The sequence below is a fragment of the Nocardia sp. 852002-51101_SCH5132738 genome, assembly GCF_001665695.1.
Classification (GTDB): domain Bacteria; phylum Actinomycetota; class Actinomycetes; order Mycobacteriales; family Mycobacteriaceae; genus Nocardia; species Nocardia nova.
Window position 1 is genome coordinate 15,369 of record NZ_LZML01000044.1, and the last position, 17,367, is coordinate 32,735.

13 protein-coding genes are annotated in these 17,367 nt (G+C 69.5%); 6 read left to right on the forward strand and 7 right to left on the reverse strand.

Annotation, left to right across the window (positions count from 1 at the left end; translation table 11 throughout):
- The first annotated feature begins 4 nt into the window (after nucleotides 1-4).
- Complete coding sequence (locus tag A5789_RS06735) at nucleotides 5-664, forward strand: response regulator transcription factor (protein WP_036503935.1); 660 nt, start codon at nucleotides 5-7, stop codon at nucleotides 662-664.
- A gap of 51 nt (nucleotides 665-715) precedes the next feature.
- Nucleotides 716-2,581 (forward strand): serine/threonine-protein kinase, encoded by a 1,866-nt coding sequence (locus tag A5789_RS06740; protein WP_064907172.1) that lies wholly within the window; start codon nucleotides 716-718, stop codon nucleotides 2,579-2,581.
- 31 nt (nucleotides 2,582-2,612) lie between these two features.
- Here A5789_RS06740 and A5789_RS06745 read toward each other — a convergent pair whose 3' ends face one another.
- The 6 genes from A5789_RS06745 to A5789_RS06770 all read right to left on the reverse strand — a co-directional run bounded on the left by A5789_RS06745 (nucleotide 2,613) and on the right by A5789_RS06770 (nucleotide 10,631).
- The gene (locus tag A5789_RS06745) at nucleotides 2,613-3,644 is read right to left on the reverse strand and encodes an ATP-dependent 6-phosphofructokinase (protein ID WP_030512937.1); all 1,032 of its coding nucleotides are present in this window, start codon (nucleotides 3,642-3,644) and stop codon (nucleotides 2,613-2,615) included.
- 180 nt (nucleotides 3,645-3,824) lie between these two features.
- Nucleotides 3,825-4,700, reverse strand: coding sequence for a hypothetical protein (locus tag A5789_RS06750; protein WP_064907173.1), 876 nt, complete (start codon nucleotides 4,698-4,700; stop codon nucleotides 3,825-3,827).
- 163 nt (nucleotides 4,701-4,863) lie between these two features.
- A complete protein-coding gene (locus A5789_RS06755; RefSeq protein ID WP_030512939.1) occupies nucleotides 4,864-5,733 on the reverse strand; it encodes a hypothetical protein in 870 nt (289 codons plus the stop codon).
- Nucleotides 5,734-5,773: 40 nt separating this feature from the next.
- Nucleotides 5,774-8,386: a protein kinase gene (locus A5789_RS38480; RefSeq protein WP_369828758.1), complete on the reverse strand. Its 2,613-nt coding sequence runs from the start codon at nucleotides 8,384-8,386 to the stop codon at nucleotides 5,774-5,776.
- 66 nt (nucleotides 8,387-8,452) lie between these two features.
- Nucleotides 8,453-9,106: a response regulator transcription factor gene (locus tag A5789_RS06765; RefSeq protein WP_063025578.1), complete on the reverse strand. Its 654-nt coding sequence runs from the start codon at nucleotides 9,104-9,106 to the stop codon at nucleotides 8,453-8,455.
- A 172-nt stretch (nucleotides 9,107-9,278) separates the two neighbouring features.
- Complete coding sequence (locus A5789_RS06770; protein WP_064907175.1) at nucleotides 9,279-10,631, reverse strand: sensor histidine kinase; 1,353 nt, start codon at nucleotides 10,629-10,631, stop codon at nucleotides 9,279-9,281.
- Between the two features lie 183 nt (nucleotides 10,632-10,814).
- Between A5789_RS06770 and A5789_RS06775 the strand changes: the two genes are divergently transcribed.
- The 4 genes from A5789_RS06775 to gatB all read left to right on the forward strand — a co-directional run bounded on the left by A5789_RS06775 (nucleotide 10,815) and on the right by gatB (nucleotide 16,040).
- A complete protein-coding gene (locus tag A5789_RS06775) occupies nucleotides 10,815-11,135 on the forward strand; it encodes a hypothetical protein (protein ID WP_051755193.1) in 321 nt (106 codons plus the stop codon).
- Between the two features lie 82 nt (nucleotides 11,136-11,217).
- Entirely contained in the window at nucleotides 11,218-11,940 is a 723-nt protein-coding gene (locus tag A5789_RS06780; protein ID WP_063015142.1) for an ABC transporter ATP-binding protein, read from the forward strand.
- On the forward strand, nucleotides 11,937-14,429 hold the full coding sequence (locus A5789_RS06785; protein WP_064907176.1) for an ABC transporter permease: 2,493 nt from the start codon (nucleotides 11,937-11,939) through the stop codon (nucleotides 14,427-14,429). Before A5789_RS06780 ends, A5789_RS06785 begins: the two co-directional genes overlap by 4 nt.
- A 93-nt stretch (nucleotides 14,430-14,522) precedes the next feature.
- Complete coding sequence (gene gatB / locus A5789_RS06790; RefSeq protein ID WP_369817611.1) at nucleotides 14,523-16,040, forward strand: Asp-tRNA(Asn)/Glu-tRNA(Gln) amidotransferase subunit GatB; 1,518 nt, start codon at nucleotides 14,523-14,525, stop codon at nucleotides 16,038-16,040.
- 55 nt (nucleotides 16,041-16,095) lie between these two features.
- On the opposite strand, the gene A5789_RS06795 is transcribed toward gatB, so the two are convergent.
- The gene (locus A5789_RS06795) at nucleotides 16,096-17,226 is read right to left on the reverse strand and encodes a sorbosone dehydrogenase family protein (RefSeq protein WP_030512947.1); all 1,131 of its coding nucleotides are present in this window, start codon (nucleotides 17,224-17,226) and stop codon (nucleotides 16,096-16,098) included.
- Nucleotides 17,227-17,367: the final 141 nt, after the last annotated feature.

A 17,367-nucleotide genomic window follows, 5' to 3' on the forward strand; every position in this document is an offset into this window, starting at 1 on the left:
GGGTATGCCCATCACCGTATTGATCGCCGACGATCAGGCGATGGTCCGGCAGGGGTTCGGCGCGCTGCTGGCCGCCCAGCCCGATATCAGCGTCATCGGCGATGCGGCCAACGGCGCGATCGCGGTGGCCGAGGCCAAACGGCTGCGACCCGATGTGGTGCTGATGGATGTGCGCATGCCGGAGATGAACGGACTCGAGGCGGCGCGCGCCATTCTGGCCGCCGGATTCGATCCGCCGGTGCGCGTGCTGATGCTGACGACCTTCGATATCGACGACTACGTGTACGAGGCGTTGGGCCTGGGCGCCAGCGGATTCCTGCTCAAGGACGCGCCCGCCGATGAACTGGTCCGCGCGGTGCGGGTGGTCGCCGAGGGACAGGCGCTGCTGGCGCCGACGGTCACCCGCCGCCTGATCGCCGATGTCACCCGTCGCCGCGCGCGCCCGAAACCCGCTCCCGCCCTGAACGCGCTGACCCCGCGTGAACGCGAGGTCCTCGAGCTGATCGCCAAGGGCATGTCCAACACCGAGATCGCCGAGGCACTGTTCGTCGCCGAGCAGACCGTGAAAACCCATGTCTCCAAGGTGTTTTCCAAACTCGATCTGCGTGACCGCGCGCAAGCGGTGGTGATCGCCTACGAATCCGGCCTGGTCACGCCGGGCTGAGCGATCCGAGTAGGATCCCCACCTGGTACGTCGCCGGAAGGGGGAACGTAGGTGTTGAACAACGGTGACGTGTTCGCCGGCTTCACCGTGGAGCGACTGCTCGGTCAGGGAGGGATGGGATCGGTCTATCTCGCGCGGCATCCGCGCCTGCCCCGGCTGACCGCGTTGAAACTGCTGAATCGCGAGCTGTACACCGATGCCGAGATTCGCGCCCGTTTCGAACGCGAGGCCGATCTGTGCGCACAACTCGATCATCCCGGCATCGTCGCCGTCTACGACCGCGGCGTCGAGGACGATCAGCTGTGGATCTGCATGCAGTATGTGGACGGCGTCGACGCCGCGACGGTGAATCCGCTGACGCTGCCGCCCGAGCGCGCGGTGCAGATCATCGAAGGTGTCGCCGACGCATTGGATTACGCACACGGCAACGGTGTGCTGCACCGAGATGTGAAGCCCGCCAACATCTTGCTGGCCCGGGCGGTGAGCGGCAAGGGAGAACGTGTTTTCCTCACCGACTTCGGAATCGCCCGCCTGCGTGAGGATTCCACGCACCTCACCCAGGCCGGCATGTTCACCGCCACCCTCGCCTACGCCTCGCCGGAACAGATGACCGGTGTCGAACTCGACCACCGCTCCGATCAGTATTCGCTGGCCTGTGCCCTGTACTGGCTGCTCACCGGAACCGGGCCGTTCGACTCCGAACATCCCACCGAGGTCATTCGCGGCCACCTACAACTGCCGGTCCCGCCGGCCAGTGCGCGGCGCGCCGGACTGTCCCCGGCGATCGACGGGGTGATCGCCCGCGCCATGGCCAAGCGAGCCTCCGAAAGATTCAGCAGCTGTACGGAATTCGCGGCCGCGGCGCGAGCGGCGCTGACCGCGCCCGCGGGGGCGCCGCCGGTGAGCGGTGCGGCTCCGACGCTGATCCGTCCCGGCGGGCCGTCGCTCGTGCAGCCGAACTCGGCGCGAGTTTCCGGCGGACCGCATCCTGGTACCCACACGCAGGGATACCCGCCCGCGAACGGTGCAGGCATGCCCGCCGGACCGCACCCCGACACCCATACGCAGGGATATCCGCCGGCGAACGGTGCTCGCGTGCCGACCGTGGTTCCCGTTGGGGGACAGCAATATTCGTCGGCCGCGAATACCGGCGGCCCGGCGAATGCCGCGTCCGCTCGGGTGCCGATGCCGGCCGCGACACACTCTCCCGCAGCACCTCCTCCCGGGATGCCATCGCCCGCAAGGCCCTCTCCCGCAGGGTATTCCGCGCCGCCGCCCGGCTACCCGCCTGCCCCGGGATACCGGCCGCGGCCCCCGAAGCGCTCGGGCGCGATGGTGGCCGCGATCATCGTCGCCGTGCTGGTGGTGGTGGCCGTCGTCGTCGCGATCGTGGTGGTGGTGCTGCAGAAGAACTCGAAGGGCAATGATTTCGCCGCTCTGAAGTCGACGTTCCCGCAGCTGGTGAAGCCCTCGGGTGTGGGAAGCAGCGGCACCGGATACGACGGCCAGTCCTGTTTCCGCGAGACCGACGGCAAAACCCTGCGTACGCCGGGTGACGCCGCCGATCTTCGTTTGGGTTCGTGGACCGCCGCGTGGGACTGCTGGGGAGCGGTGGACAAGCCTGAATACGCGGTCCTGTCCTACGACTCGTCGTCGGATGCGCAGCGCGTGGTCGCGGGGTTGCCCGCCAACCGGAAGGGGGCGGGCGTCACGGGTAGCGACGTGAAATACGACAGCTACATGTGGAAGTCGGCGGACTCCGCGATCCCCAACGAATTCTGGAAAGTCATCGCGTTCCGGGACTCGGCGCGATCGCGATATCTGATCGTCGCACACGGTCAGTACTGGCCCGGTTTGCAGGAGGGCAAGACGTACCAGGAGTTCGATACCTGGTGCAACGACATGCCCATGGCATAGGGCCGCGCCGCCGGCGCGGCGCCGGCCTCCCTCACCCGAAGAACGCGGCGGCCTCCCCGTGCCGATCGGTCGGTACCAGCTTGAGCTGTTTGGTGGCCTCCGCCAGCGACACCAGGCCGATCTCGGTGCCGTGCAGCGCCACCATCTGACCGAACTGGCCGGCGTGGACCGCTTCGGCGGCGTGCAGGCCGAAGCGCGTCGCGAGCACCCGGTCGTAGGCCGTCGGCTTGCCGCCACGCTGGACGTGGCCCAGCACCGTGGTGCGGACCTCCTTGCCGATGCGGCGTTCGATCTCCACGCCCAACTGGTGGGCCACCCCGGTGAACCGCTCGTGGCCGTATTCGTCGACCCCGCCCTCGCGCAGGTGGAACGAGCCCTCGGCGGGTTTCGCGCCCTCGGCGACCACGCAGATGAAGTGTGAATCACCGCGCTGGAAGCGGCGTTTGATCATGGTGCACACCTCGTCGACGTCGAAGGGCACCTCGGGGACGAGGGTGAGGTGGGCGCCGGAGGCGATGCCGGAATTCATCGCGATCCAGCCGGCGTGGCGGCCCATCACCTCCACCAGCATGACGCGCTGATGCGATTCCGCGGTGGTGTGCAGCCGGTCGATGGCGTCGGTGGCGATGGTGACGGCGGTGTCGTGGCCGAAAGTGGTGTCGGTGCAATCGATGTCGTTGTCGATGGTCTTCGGTACGCCGACCACCGGCACCCCTTCGTCGGAGAGCCAGTGGGCGGCGGTGAGGGTGCCCTCCCCGCCGATCGGGATGAGGGCGTCGATGCCGTTGTCGTCGAGGGTGCGTTTGATTCGCCCCAGTCCCTCGAGCAGCACGTCGGGATTGGTGCGGGCGGTGCCGAGCATGGTGCCGCCCTTGGTCAGCAGCCGGTCGGTGCGGTCGTCGTTGTGGATGTGGATCTTGCGATCCTCCAGTAACCCGCGCCAACCGTCCTGGAAGCCGACGATCGCGTCACCGTAGCGGCCGTTCGCAGTGCGAACGACAGCTCGGATGACCGCGTTCAAGCCTGGGCAGTCCCCGCCTCCGGTCAAGACTCCGATGCGCATGCCGCTATCTTGCCGCGCCCGGCCGCGCGGCGCAGCCCCGCCCCCGTTAACCGGCGGTTACAGCAACCGGCTACCACAGACAGCGGACATTGCGGGCGCGCGGTGGTGTCGTCGCGCGGCCGCGCGGTGGTGTGATTGCGCGGCCGCGCGGTGGCGTCATTGCGCGGCCGCGCGGTGGCGTCACTGCGCGGGCGCGCAGTGGCCGGCCGGAAGGTCGTCGAGATGTTGCGTGATCAGCCCCGCCATCTTGTTGAGAATCTGGGTGCCGTCGTCGAAGGTGCCCGATGTCGCCTGTGCGGCAAGGGAAATGGCGACATCGCCGTTGGGTGTGGTCAGCAGGCCGAATTGGCGGACCAGGTAGTTGCCGCTCGGATCGGGGCCCCAGCCGCCTTTGAAACGGGTGTTGTCCAAATGTCCGAGGCCCCACTGCTGGCCCCAGACCACCTTGCCCATCAGCGTGGTGACGGTGTCGGCGTCGGGCAGGCAGGGCAGTCGCGATGCCCAGCGCACCTGGTCGGCCAGCGACCAGTCGGCCTGGCCGAACGCCGAGTACTCGGCGCGTGAGCGGGTCGCGGGGACGGTCGTGGTGGTGTCACCCCCTTCACGCAGCACCGCCTGCACCGCCTTGGCCGCCGCGTCGGGGGCGCCCAGCGCCTGCCACAGTCCGTCGGCGGCGGAGTTGTCGGACTCGGTGATGGCCGCCGACATCTGATAGGTGCTGGTGTTGCCGTTGGTGCGCAGAACGGCAAGTGTCAGTGGGACTTTCATGGTCGACCAGGAGGGGCCGGTGGTCCAATCGCCCATCTGCGCGGTGCGCTGGCCGCCGACCGCCATGATCGCCATACCGGCGTGCCCGTCCAGACTCGGCCGCAGCGCGGTGAAATCGGCTGCCAGCGAACCCGGCAGCGCGAACATCGTGACGGGGGCGGACGAGGTGCTCGCCCTGGTCGTCGTGGTCGGCATGCTGGTCTCGGAGGCGTTCGAGCAGGCCACCGGGCTCAGTAACAGGCCCGCTCCGAGCAGCGCCGCCGCACAGCGAACAGCGCGAAAAGCCATGGCCCGCTTCGTGCTCGGCCGGAGTGGTGCGTGCACCTGTTCACCTCCACATCATGCGGATGGCCCCGCACGGCACCATCCGTCAGACGAGGAATTGTGTGCGGTCGCGGCCCGCCGGTCAAATGCGCCGACCGTCGACGGCGCATATGAGACGACTGCGCAATCACCGCTCGCATTCTCCGCCGTGCAGTTCGTGCACGTGTTCGGACAGCAGTGCCGACATCCGGTTCATCATTTCGACCGCGTCATCATAGGAGCCCGAATCCGGTTGCGCCGCAAGGGCTACCGCGAGCTGACCGGACCACGTCGGCACCAGTCCGAACTGGCGGACCAGATACGCTCCGGTGTCGTCGTCGGGTCCCCAGCCGCCCTTGTACTCGGCGCCGACGAACGAACCCAGGCCCCAGCTCTGGCTGTCGGTGATCTGCTGCATCAGATCCACCACCCGCGAAGCATTGTGCAGGCACGGCAGCCGGGCGGCGAAGCGCAGCTGATCGACCAGACTCCACTGGGTGGCGCCGAAGACCATGGGGTCGTCGATGGATTGGCGCGCATCCGGATTGTGCCGGTCGGCGACATCGGTGGTGGTGTCGCCGGCCTCGCGCAGCACCGCCTCGACCGCTTCGGCCGCGGGTTCACCGCCACCCAGCGCGATCCAGAGTGCTTGGGCCGCATCGTTGTCCGAGGCGGTGATGGCGGCCTGTGCGACATCGGCCAGCCCGACCGGGTCCCGGCGCAGCGCCGCGAGGGCGAGTGGCACCTTGATCGTCGACCAGGCGACTCCCGTGGTCCAGTCGCCGAGCGTGATCACGCGGTCGCCGCCCACGGCCATCACCGCCAAGCCCATCCGGCCGGGTAACTGCGCGCGCAGGTTGGCGAAGCCGGCCACCAGACCGCTGGGCAGGCTGGGCGTCGAGTCGGGAACGGGCGCCGGACGCACCATGTCGGCGGGCGGCCGGGACAGGCCCGGCTCGGTACTGACCGCGGCACCGTGCGCCGCGCACGCCGAAACGAGAAGTGGGACAACTGCCAAGAACAACCGCCGCCGACCCTGGCGCCCGGTGGGCGTCGGGTCAGTAGACATAGACCACCGCGTTGTCACCGCCCGTACAGGTGACGACCTTGCCCGAACTGGTGCAGGTCATCGGATAGGACCGGCCCGTCACCGGACTCACCGCGATGATCGAGGTGCTGGCCTCGGCGGTGGCCGCGCTGGTCGCGCCGTGGGATTCGGCCGCTTGCGCATACGCCTTGCGCACCGCTTCCGCGAAACCGCAGGAGGTCACCGAGGAACCGGTCGCGGTCTTGGCGAACGAACCCTGGGTTGTCGAGGTCTGCGAGCACGGGGTCGCGCCGACCGGAAGATTGGCCGGCGTGCCGGTCGTGGTCGGCGCCGCGGTCGTAGCCGGCGCGGAGCTGGTCGCCGGTTGCTGGGCGGTCACCGCCGGGGCGGCCGGGCCCGGGGCGGTGGCCGGGTGGTCGTTGTTCGACGACGAGCCGAAGACCTGCCAGCCGACCACGCCGATACCCGCCAGGACGGCCGCACCCAGCACACCGAGGACGACCGGAACCGCGACCGATCGCGAGCGCTTCGCGGGGCGCGAATCCTGCGAACCCGTTGCCGCCACGGCGTATTCGTCATCGAAGTACTCGTCGTCGGCATAGCCGTCGTCGTAGCCGTCGTCCTCGTACCGGACGTCCTCCTCGTAGCGAGGGTCGTCGCGGTAGCGCAGATCGTCGTCGTAGCGGGTGTCGTCGTACCGGGCGTCGTCGTAGCCCTCGTCTCCGGCGACATCGAGGAACTGCGTATCGCCCGCTGCCTTCGCGGCGGTGCCGAACTGCGAGACATCGAGGAACCGGGTGTCCTGGTCGCGGGGCGTGCGATCGGTGCCGCCGGTGCGGAACTGCGAGATGTCGATCAGTTCGGTCTTCTCGCCGGGCTGCAGGTCGGCGTCGGAGAGGTCGGCATCGGAGAGGGCGGCGCCGGATCGCGCGTTGGCCTCGGGACGGGTGCTGAACTGCGTCGGGTCGAGCAGTTGGGTGCGGTGTTCGGAACCCGGTGCCGAATCCTGCTCGGCGTCGGAATGTTCGGCGTCGGAGTGGTCGGCGCGGTCGCGAACCTCTTCGCTCCCGGGCACGCCGTACGCGCGGGTCGGTACGGCCGCGGACCGCCGGGCCGGCTCGGCCGCGCGCGGCACGACTGGTTCTGCGACCGGCCGTGCCGATCCTGCCGCGCCCGACGCGGGTGGCTTGCGCATCGGCAGGCTCGGCAAGGTCGTCGGTTTCGGCTCCGCCGCAGGGGTTTCGGCGGTCAGCGTGAAGTGGAACTCGCCCGGTTCGACCAGCGTCGGATCGGCGGGGCGGATGACCGGCAGATCGCCGGACGTATCGCGCTCGTCCCTGCTCGGCGGCGGGATGATGCGCAGCGTGCCCGTGGTCTCGTACGCGCGCGACGTGGCCGCGGGGGCGTCGGTGCCGGCGGCCCGGTCCGCACCGGCCGCGTCGTTCGGAGCCGGGGCGCCTGCCGATGCGGCTGCTGAAACAGGCTGCGCGGCACCGGCATTGGCCGTGTCAGCAGCTGCGCTCGCGGCGGTGTCACCGGCGGCGACAGGGCCGCGTGGCTGGAAGTTTGCCGCAATCGTCGGTCCGTCCGGTCCGAACGGCTGGAACGTCGTCGGTTCCGGCGTGCGGCGGTAGTCGTTGTCCCGCGCCGCCGCCACGTCCACCGGGCTGGGGCCGGAGGGCGTGTCCCCGCCGCGCGGGGTGTTCGCGAGCAATTCCGCGCCGAAGACCTTCGGCGTCCCGGAATCGAACGGCGTCCCCGCGGTACTCGACTCGGCGGGCATCCGTCCGCCCAGTCCCAGCGCGGCGCGCGCGGCGGCTGCGAACTGTCCGGCGGTCTGATACCGGTCCGCCGGCGCCTTCGCCATTGCGCGCGCGATCACCCCGTCGATGGCCTCGGGCACGCCGGCCCGCGCGGCGCTGGCACGCGGGGGCGGTTCCGACAGATGCGACCGGATCAGCACACTGACGCTCTCGGCCGGGAAGGGCGTCGCGCCGGTCAGGCATTCGTGCAGGACGCAGGCCAGCGAATAGATGTCGGCACGGGCGGTCACGGTCCCCGAGTCGAATCGCTCCGGCGCCATATAGGTGTAGGAACCGGCGGCGTGGCTGCCCGTGGTGTGCGGGTTGTCGCCCTCGTCGCGGGCGATGCCGAAATCGGTGAGATACGCGAAATCGGCCGGGGTGACGAGGATGTTGCCGGGCTTGACATCCCGATGGACCAGCCCCGCGGCGTGTGCCGCATCCAGTGCGGCGGCCACTTGCTCGACGATCGCCACCGCGCGGTCGGCATCGAGCTTTCCCTGCCGGCGCAGCAGCGTGCGCAGGTTCTCGCCGCGCACCAGGCGCATATCCAGGAACAGGGAGCCGCCGGTCTCACCCCAGTCGTGAATCGGGATGATGTGCGGTTCGGCCAGCCGGGCCGCCGCCTGCGATTCGCGGCGGAAGCGTTCCTGATACGTCGCGTCTTGCGCGAGCTGTTCGGGCAGGATCTTGAGCGCGACGACGCGATCCCTACCGGTATCGAACGCCTCGTACACCTCGCCCATACCACCGCGACCGAGCAGCGAGCGCACCTCGTACGGGCCGAATCTGGTGCCGACCCGTGACCTCGGCACTTCCACCGGTGAACCTCCAACTCCTGGGCAAGGTGGCCAACCTGCCCGGCGCCGCACCGGGTTGCCTGCCCCTCAGAACGCCGATTCTCCGGGTGCGACCACGCCGTGGTCAAACGCGAAGACGATCGCGGCCGCCCTGTCTCGTAACCCTAGCTTGCCGAAAATGTGTCCGACGTGGCTCTTTACCGTTACTTCGGAGATGCCGAGTTCGCCGGCGATCTCGGAGTTGACCCGCCCGCGGCCGATCAGTTTGAGCACCTCGAGTTCGCGAGCGGTGAGCTCCGCCATGCGGGAGCGAGTGTCGGTGGGGACCGGCCGCGCCGTCCGGTAGGCCGACAGCACCCGGCCGGTGACGGACGGATCGAGCCAGGAGCCGCCCTCGGCCACGGTGCGCACCGCCCGGATCAGATCCTCGGCGGGGGAGTCCTTGAGGATGAAGCCCGCCGCGCCTGCCCGCAGCGCACCGGAGAGCAGATGGTCGTCGTCGAAGGTCGTGAGCACCAGCACCGGCGGCGCGTCCGCGCGGGTCCGCAGCCGCCGGGTCGCGTCGATGCCGCCGACCCGCTTCATCCGCAGATCCATCAGCACCACGTCCGGCCGGTATTCGGCCAAGGCGGCCGGCACCTCGTCACCGTCGCCGCATTCGGTGACCACGAAGCCGTCGCGGCGGCGCAGGATCCGTCGCAGTCCACCGCGCACGAGTTCCTGGTCGTCGACGACGAGCACGGTGGTGGTCGCGGTATCGGTGTCGGTGAGCGGACTCTGACCCGGATTCACGTGCCCTCCTGCGTTCTACGGGACACCCGCACCCGGTCGGCGCGGGTATGTCTCACCGATCCCGGTGCCCTGCGGGACACCCGCACCCGGTCGGACGGGTTGGCGGACGCGCCGGCATGTCTCACCGCTCCTCCTGGCGTTTGCGGGTGAGCGAGGTGATCGCGTCACGCACCTTCGTCAGGGGATCGTCGAGTCCGCTCACCGGGCACACCTCGTCGGGAGCGAGCGGGATGCGGGCGCGCACCTGCCAGTACTCGCCCGATCGGCCGGCCGACAGATTGCCGTTCAGGGTCGCCGTGCGCTGGCGCATGCCGTTGATCCCCATTCCGCGGCCGGTGCGCGGCGCCGGGCCCTGCGGCAGCGTATTGCGCACGCGCACGGTCACTTCGGCGGGGGTCACGGCGATGTCGAGGGACGCTTGCGCACCCGGCGCGTGCTTGGCGATATTCGACAGCGATTCCTGACTGATCCGGTACAGCGCCAGACCCGTTGACGCGGACACCGCCGCGGTGTCGCCGGTGAGGTGGTAGGTCACCGACAGCCCGGCGCCGACGAAATCGGCGACCAGGTCGGCGATGTCCTCGAGACCCGGTTCGGGGGTCATCGCGGACGGGCGCTGATCGAGCAGGCCGACGGTGTGCCGGATATCGGCCATCGCCTGGCGGCCGAGGCGTTCGGCATCGCCGAGTGCGTCGATGGCCTCGTCGACATCGCGATCGGTCTCCAGTGCGTGCCGGGCCGCGGTCAGGTGCAGCAGCGTGACGCTCAGGGAGTGGGCGATCACGTCGTGGACCTCGCGGGCGATCCGGCGGCGTTCGTCGTCGGCCGCCTGCGCGGAGCGAATCGCCTGATTCTCGCGCTCCTGATCGAGTGACTGCCGCTGGAATTGCAACATCAGGCCGACCATCCAGCCCAGCACGATCGCGACCACGTACACCTGCACCAGTTCGGCGGAGCCCAGGGCGTAGAAGACGACGATCTCCGCGACGGCGGCGATCATCCAGAACAGGCTGACCCGTTTCGGCGCGATCGCCCCGATCATCCCGACCATCACGGTCAACACCAGCGGAGAACAATCGGGTGAGACCGGCTGCAGCAGGAACAGCGCCTGGGCGGTGAGCGCGGACAGGCCGAACACGGCCGGTTTCGGCGGCAGGTCGAACAAGAACAGCAGCGGATAGCAGGCGAACAACAGCGCCACCGCGAGGAAGGGCACCCCGGTCGAGAAGTACTGGCTGCGCAGCGCCGCGGCCGCGACCGCCGCCACCACGACCGCGATATCCGCGGTGACGACCACCGAGACGGGATAGCCGTAGGACATCTCCTCGACCCGCCGCCGCAGCGTACCGGCCGGATCGTGCACGAGGTCCAGGAGACGACGCGCGACCCGCCCCAGTGCCAGGCGGGTCCGGCCCGGGCGCCGCGGCGCGCGCGACAATACCTCCGCACGGTCGTCTGCGCTGGTCAGGTCCATAACAGTCAGGCTAGTCGCCGACGGGTGGTCGCTGCATCGTTCCCGGAAAGGGCCCGCGCTCCTACCGTGGTAGGACCCGAAGTCTCGTCTGCGGCACGACGTATCCGCCGGGCGGCGTCCGTAGCGTGAGTCGCACAGTGTCCGGCGAAAGGCCCGGACACCCGGCCCGAGGAGATGGGTGCGATGACTTGGCAAGACCAGCACGCTCGTACCGACATCCTGCACGAGGTGCTCGCCCGCGCGGCCGTCGATCCGGCCACCCCGGGACTGTTCTACGACCTGCCCGACTGCGATCGGCTCTTCGGCGGACCCGCCGGAGTGCTTGCCGCCCTGCGGTATCGGTGGGACAACCATCTGCACGCCAAACTCGACCAGGCCCAGCTGCAGGGCCAGTCGCCGGGCGAGGCCTACCTGGAACTGGCCGCGGAACAACCCGTACTGCGTGCCGTACTCGACGCGCACGAGGTCCGGCATTGGCATCGCGAGCCGGCCCTGGCACGCTGAGCGACGATCCGACCCGGTTGCGGCGCAGTCGAACCCGCGCCGTCACCGCAACCGACAGCAGAAAGAGGGTGGGACGACCGCCATGTTGGAATTGACCGACGTCGTCAAGGAATACCGGGTGGGTGAACAGCGGGTTCGCGCTCTCGACACCATCAGTCTGCGCATCGAGGCGGGGGAATTCACCTCGATCATCGGCCCGTCCGGATCCGGTAAGAGCACCCTGCTGCATCTGCTCGGCGCATTGGATTCACCGGATTCGGGTTCCATCACCTTCCAGGGCGACGAGATCGGCTCCCTCGACGACAACCGGCAATCCGAGTTCCGCCGCCACCGCGTGGGTTTCGTCTTCCAGTTCTTCAACCTGCTGCCGACGCTCTCGGCGTGGGAGAACGTCGCGGTGCCGAAACTGCTGGACGGCACCGGATTGCGCAAGGCCAAGCCGCGGGCGCTGGAACTGCTCGACCGCGTGGGCCTGTCCGATCGCGCCGAGCATCGCCCCGCGGAACTGTCCGGCGGTCAGATGCAGCGGGTGGCCGTCGCTCGCGCGCTGATCATGGATCCGCCGCTGATCCTGGCCGACGAGCCCACCGGCAATCTGGATTCCAAGACCGGCGCCGCCATTCTGGAACTGCTCGGCGACATCTGCGGCGCGGGCAATTCGGTGGTGATGGTCACCCACGACATGGGCGCCGTCGAATACTGCGATCGCGTGATCACGCTGCGGGACGGGCGAATCGGTTCCAACGAGCTGGTGTCCGCGCGCCGCGGCGAGGTTCGCGACGGCGACGAGGTGGTGCGCGCGTGATCACAGCCGGCTGGGATCGGTTGCGGCTGTTCAACATCGGAGAGCTGTTCACTCACAAGGGCCGCACCGCCATGTCGATGGCGGTCATGGGGGTATCGGCGGGGCTGCTGGTGGCGGTGCTCAGCATCTCCGGTTCGGTGACCGGCTCGGTGGACCGGCTGACCTCGGCGCTGGGCGGTAAGGCGCAACTCGAGATCTCCGGCGTCACCGAGAGCGGATTCGGGCAGGACCTGGTGCCGCAGGTGCGCGCGGTCCCCGGAGTCGAGGCCGCGGTGCCGATGATCCGCACCGGGGTCGGCAACCCTGCCGACCGCACGCTGCTCATCGGCGCCGACGCGTCGGTATCGGCGCTCGGCAGCGATCTGAACGGGGCGCTGAGCGGGCAGGCGGCGAAACTGCTGTCGGTGCCGGGCGGAGTCCTCGTCGGCGCGGGGCTGGGCCGGCACGAGGGCGAGACCTTCACGCTGGGCAACCAGCAGGTGACCGTGGCCGGAGTGCTCGACGACGCCACCTCACACAAACTCAACAGCGGGCACATCGTCATCGCCACCCTGCCTGTCGCCCAGCAGCTCGCCGGCCGGGCGGGCATGGTCGACTCCGTCCAGATCGTGCCGAAGCCGGGAACCGATGTGGGGCAACTGCGTTCGGCGCTGACCGCACTGGTGAACGGCCGTGCCGTCGTGGCCGATCCGAGCCTGCGCACCGCGCAGGCGAGCGGCGCGATCCAGCTCGTGCGCTTCTCCACCACGATGGCCTCGGCCGCGGCGCTGATCGTTTCGGGCTTCCTGATCTACAACGCGATGAGTATGGCGGTGGCCCAACGCCGCCCGACGCTGTCGCTGCTGCGCGCGATCGGCGGGCGGCGGCGTCCGATGGTGCGTGATCTGGTCGTGGAGGCGGCCGTCATCGGATTGATCGGCGGCGCGATCGGTTCGGTGGTCGGGATCTTCGCCGGGCGTATGTCGATCGACACGATTCCCTCGGCCATGGTGGCGGCGGTGGACACCCGCACCGAATATATGGTGCCCGGCTACGCGATTCCGTTCGCGATCGCGGCCTGCGTGCTGGCCAGCGTCGCCGCCGCGTCGATCGCCGCCCGCCAGGTTTACAAGGTCCAGCCCATCGAGGCGCTGGCGCCGGTGGGGGTGTCGAAGGCCGATTCGGTCGGGCCGTGGTTGCGCTGGGGTGCGCTGGTGGGTGGCCTGGCCATGGTCGGCGGCGCCATCGTCATCGCGCGCGCCGATCTGGGCCGGGCCTCGCTCGCCGCGATCTCGCTGTCCATCGCGGGCGCGGTCGGCCTGTGTTTCGCCGCGATGGGGCCGATCGTGCGCCTGGCGGCCGGGGTCGCCCGGATCTTCGGCGCGCCCGGAGCCCTGGGAGCCACCACCATCGAACGAGCTCCGCGACGCGTGTGGGCCACGGCGATGACGGTGATGATCGGCGTCACCGCGACCGTCGCGATGGGCGGGGCGTCGAGCAATCTGGTCGATTCGGCGACGGACTCGTTCTCCGATCTGGGTCGCCGCGACGCCTACATCAGCCCCACCTCGCTGGCCGAATTCCCCACGGGGCCGATCCTTCCGCCGGATCTGAAGGAAACCGTGCGCCGGGTTCCCGGCGTCGCCGACGTGGGCTCGGCGCAGATGGCCTTCGCCACCGTCGGCAGCGATCGGGTGATGCTGCAGGCCTATCAGCCCAATATCCGGTCGTCGGTCCTCGCGGATCTGGGACCCGATGTGTCGCAACGGATGTCGACCGGCGAGGGCGTCGTGCTCTCGCGCGACGTGGCGCGCTCGCTGGATGTCGGCGAGGGCGCGCAGCTCGAGCTGCCTACGCCGACGGGCGTCCATTCCGTGCGGGTCCTGCGGGTGATCCCGTACTTCTCGGCGCTGTCGGGCATCGTGCTCATGGATCTGGACGTCCTGCGGCAGTGGTACGACCGCCCGGGAGAGACGATCCTCGGCGTCAACTTCGCGCCCGGCGTCGACAAAGCCCAGGTGATCGACGCGATCCGCGCGGTGGTGCCGCCCGCCCTGCACGTGGACACCGGCGCTCAGGCGCTCGCGGCGGTATCTCGAGGGGTGCAGCAGGGTACGTCGTTGTCCGGTTCGATTCTGTGGATCGTGGTGCTGGTTTCGACCGCGGCGCTGCTGAATACGCTGATGCTGTCGGTCCTGGAACGCCGCCGCGAACTCGGCGTGCTGCGCGCCATGGGCACCAGCCGCCGATTCCTGTTGCGCACGGTGCTGACCGAGGCGGCCGGTATCGGATTGGCCGGTGCCGCATTGGGTTTGGTGACCGGCGCGGCCGTGCAGTATCTGGCCACCGTGGCGATGGGTCACGCGATGACCATCGACGTGGTGTACCGCCCGAGCCCGATGCTGCTGGTCTACGCCGCCGCCGCGCTGGTCCTGGCCCTGCTCGGCTCGATTCCGCCGTCGCTGCGCGCGGCCCGCATGCCGATCGTCGAGGCCATCGCCGTCGACTGATCGTGTCAGGAGGGGAAGTCCCACGCGGCCGGGCGCGTGGGACTGCTCCGATTCCGGGTCGGCGCAGCGTCGTCGGCACCCTTACATAAACTGATGGACATGACTGCACCCACGGTGGACTTGATGGACTATGCCGACGTCATCGACCGGTACGAGCCGGTGCTGGGCATGGAGGTGCACGTCGAACTGGGCACCGAAACCAAGATGTTCTGCGGGTGCCCGACGGCCTTCGGCGCCGAGCCGAACACCCAGGTCTGCCCGGTCTGTCTCGGTCTGCCGGGTTCGCTGCCGGTGGTCAACCAGCAGGCCGTCGAGTCGGCGATCCGCATCGGCCTGGCGCTGAACTGCTCGATCACGCCGTGGGGCCGGTTCGCGCGCAAGAACTACTTCTACCCGGATCAGCCGAAGAACTACCAGATCAGTCAGTACGACGAGCCGATCGCCACCGACGGCTACCTGGATGTGGTGCTCGACGACGGCTCGGTCTTCCGGGTCGACATCGAACGTGCCCACATGGAGGAGGACACCGGTAAGTCCCTGCACGTGGGCGGCGCCACCGGCCGTATCCATGGCGCGAGCCATTCGCTGCTGGACTACAACCGGGCCGGCGTGCCGCTGATCGAGATCGTCACCAAGCCGATCACCGGCGCCGGTGAACGCGCCCCCGAGGTGGCCCGCGCCTACGTCACCGCACTGCGCGATCTGCTGAAGGCGCTCGACGTCTCCGACGTCAAGATGGAGCAGGGTTCGCTGCGCTGCGACGCCAACGTGTCGCTGATGGCCAAGGGCGCCGAGGTATTCGGCACGCGCACCGAGACCAAGAACGTGAACTCGCTGCGTAGCGTCGAGGTCGCGGTGCGCTACGAGATGCGCCGCCAGGGCGCGGTGCTCAGCTCCGGCGGCACCGTGATCCAGGAGACCCGCCACTTCCACGAGGGCGACGGCTCCACCTCCCCGGGCCGCGTCAAGGAAACCGCCGAGGATTACCGCTACTTCCCGGAGCCGGACCTCGAGCCGATCGCGCCGGACGCCGACTGGGTCGAGAAGTTGCGCGGCACCATCCCCGAATACCCGTGGCTGCGCCGCGCCCGCATCCAGGCCGAATGGGGTCTGTCCGACGAGGTGTTCCGCGATCTGATCAACGCCGGTGCGCTGGATCTGATCATCGCCACCGTCGACGCGGGCACCACGGTCGACGCCGCCCGCGCCTGGTGGGTCAACTACCTCACCGAGCAGGCCAAGGAGCGCGAGGTGGCGCTCGAGGATCTGCCGATCACGCCGAAGCAGGTCGCCGAGGTGGTCGCGCTGGTCGACGCCAAGACCATCAACTCCAAGGTGGCCCGCCAGGTCGTCGACTTCGTGCTGGCCGGTGAGGGCGATCCGGGACAGATCGTCGAGGCCAAAGGGCTGGGCATGGTGTCCGACGACTCCGCCCTCCAGACCGAGGTCGACAAGGCCCTGGCCGCCAACCCGGACATCGCCGACAAGATCCGCTCCGGCAAGGTCCAGGCCGCCGGCAAGATCGTCGGCGACGTCATGAAGGCCACCCGGGGCCAGGCCGACGCCGCCCGCGTCCGCGAACTGGTGCTCGCCGCCTGCGGCGCTGCCTGAGTGTGACGGTGTCGAATGCCCGGTCCGGTGGGGCCGGGCATTCGTCTGTGTGCGCCTAGTCCGGTCCGCCGCCCGCGCCGCCCTTGGGCGGTGGGATGCGCACGATGCGGTCGTCCAGCGGTCCCGCGGCGGCGGGTTTGTTGACCGTACCCACCCAGACGTTGCCGTCGCCGCCCAGCGCGGCGCCCCCGAGCGAGCCGTATTTGTCCTGCGCCACCATCGTCGGGGCGGTGGTCACCGCGTGCGTGGTCGGATCGGCGTCGGCGAAGGCCAGCGCCTTGGCGCCCGACATCGAGATCGCCACGCCGTCCACGGCGGCCGCGCAGCCGCCCGCACCCGGCTTGTCCGGCCAGGTCCACGCCGTGGCGACGGCGCCGTCGGGTCCCAGTCGCTGCAGCCGGTCCTCGGTGGCGGTGCGGTCGGTGAACCAGATGGTGTCCTTGTGGTCGGGGCACACCCCGCCCGCGGTGCCGATGCCGGACGCGACCACCTTCGGATTCGCGTTACCCGGCGCCGGATCGTCGATCTCGAGCAATTTGCCCGCCAGCGATCCGGGGTCGTTCGCCGCACCCGGATTGCCGGCGTCGCCGGTCAGCACCGCCAGTTTGGTCGGTGAGACGAAAGCGAGCGAGCCGTGGTTTCCGTTGGCGCCCTTGGGAATTCCGGTGAGAATCGGCTTCGGATCGCCGCCCGCGCCGATACGGACGACGCGATTGTCCGAGGCGGTGGTGATGTAGGCGTAGACCAGGCCGTCCTCGCCGTAGCTAGGTGAGAGCGCGACATCGCTGAGCCCGCCGTCGCCGGCCGCGTCGACATCGACGCGGGTGACCTCGAGCGGCTGCGGTGGCGCCTGGCTCGGATCGACGGCGGTGACCTTCAGGATGCGGCCGGTGGTGCGTTCGGTGACCAGCGCCTGCTGCCCGTCCGGCAGGACCGTCAGCCCGCCGGTGGTGTCCAGGCACGACACCACGACCGCGGGATCGGGATCGATACACGGCCCGGTGGGACGCTGCCCGGTCGGCGGCGGAGTCTTCGGTTCGCTGGTCGGGCCCTGCCCCTCGGGTTCGATGGTGGGCGCGGGAGTGAACGGTTTGGACGCGGAATCGTCGAAGCGAGCACAGCCGACCACCAGGCCGGCGGTGACGGCGAGGATCGACGCGACACGGCCGACGACAACCACACTCATTGCCCAAACGTTACGGAAATACCGCCGCGCGCGCTCGCAGGGGTCCGGACCACACCGCGCGGGCTGTCCCGGCGGCTACGGTTCGTGCTGGCGAGGCGCGCCGCGGAACCGGCCGGGCGGGGCTGACACGCCGGGAACAGA

Excerpts from the sequence above, each read along its gene's own strand:
- A5789_RS06735 (WP_036503935.1), top strand. The coding sequence starts at position 5 with ATGCCCATCACCGTATTGATCGCCGACGATCAGGCGATGGTCCGGCAG.
- A5789_RS06745 (WP_030512937.1), bottom strand. The coding sequence starts at position 3,644 with ATGCGCATCGGAGTCTTGACCGGAGGCGGGGACTGCCCAGGCTTGAAC.
- A5789_RS06750 (WP_064907173.1), bottom strand. The coding sequence starts at position 4,700 with ATGGCTTTTCGCGCTGTTCGCTGTGCGGCGGCGCTGCTCGGAGCGGGC.
- A5789_RS06770 (WP_064907175.1), bottom strand. The coding sequence starts at position 10,631 with ATGGACCTGACCAGCGCAGACGACCGTGCGGAGGTATTGTCGCGCGCG.
- A5789_RS06775 (WP_051755193.1), top strand. The coding sequence starts at position 10,815 with ATGACTTGGCAAGACCAGCACGCTCGTACCGACATCCTGCACGAGGTG.
- A5789_RS06780 (WP_063015142.1), top strand. The coding sequence starts at position 11,218 with ATGTTGGAATTGACCGACGTCGTCAAGGAATACCGGGTGGGTGAACAG.
- gatB (WP_369817611.1), top strand. The coding sequence starts at position 14,523 with ATGGACATGACTGCACCCACGGTGGACTTGATGGACTATGCCGACGTC.
- A5789_RS06795 (WP_030512947.1), bottom strand. The coding sequence starts at position 17,226 with ATGAGTGTGGTTGTCGTCGGCCGTGTCGCGTCGATCCTCGCCGTCACC.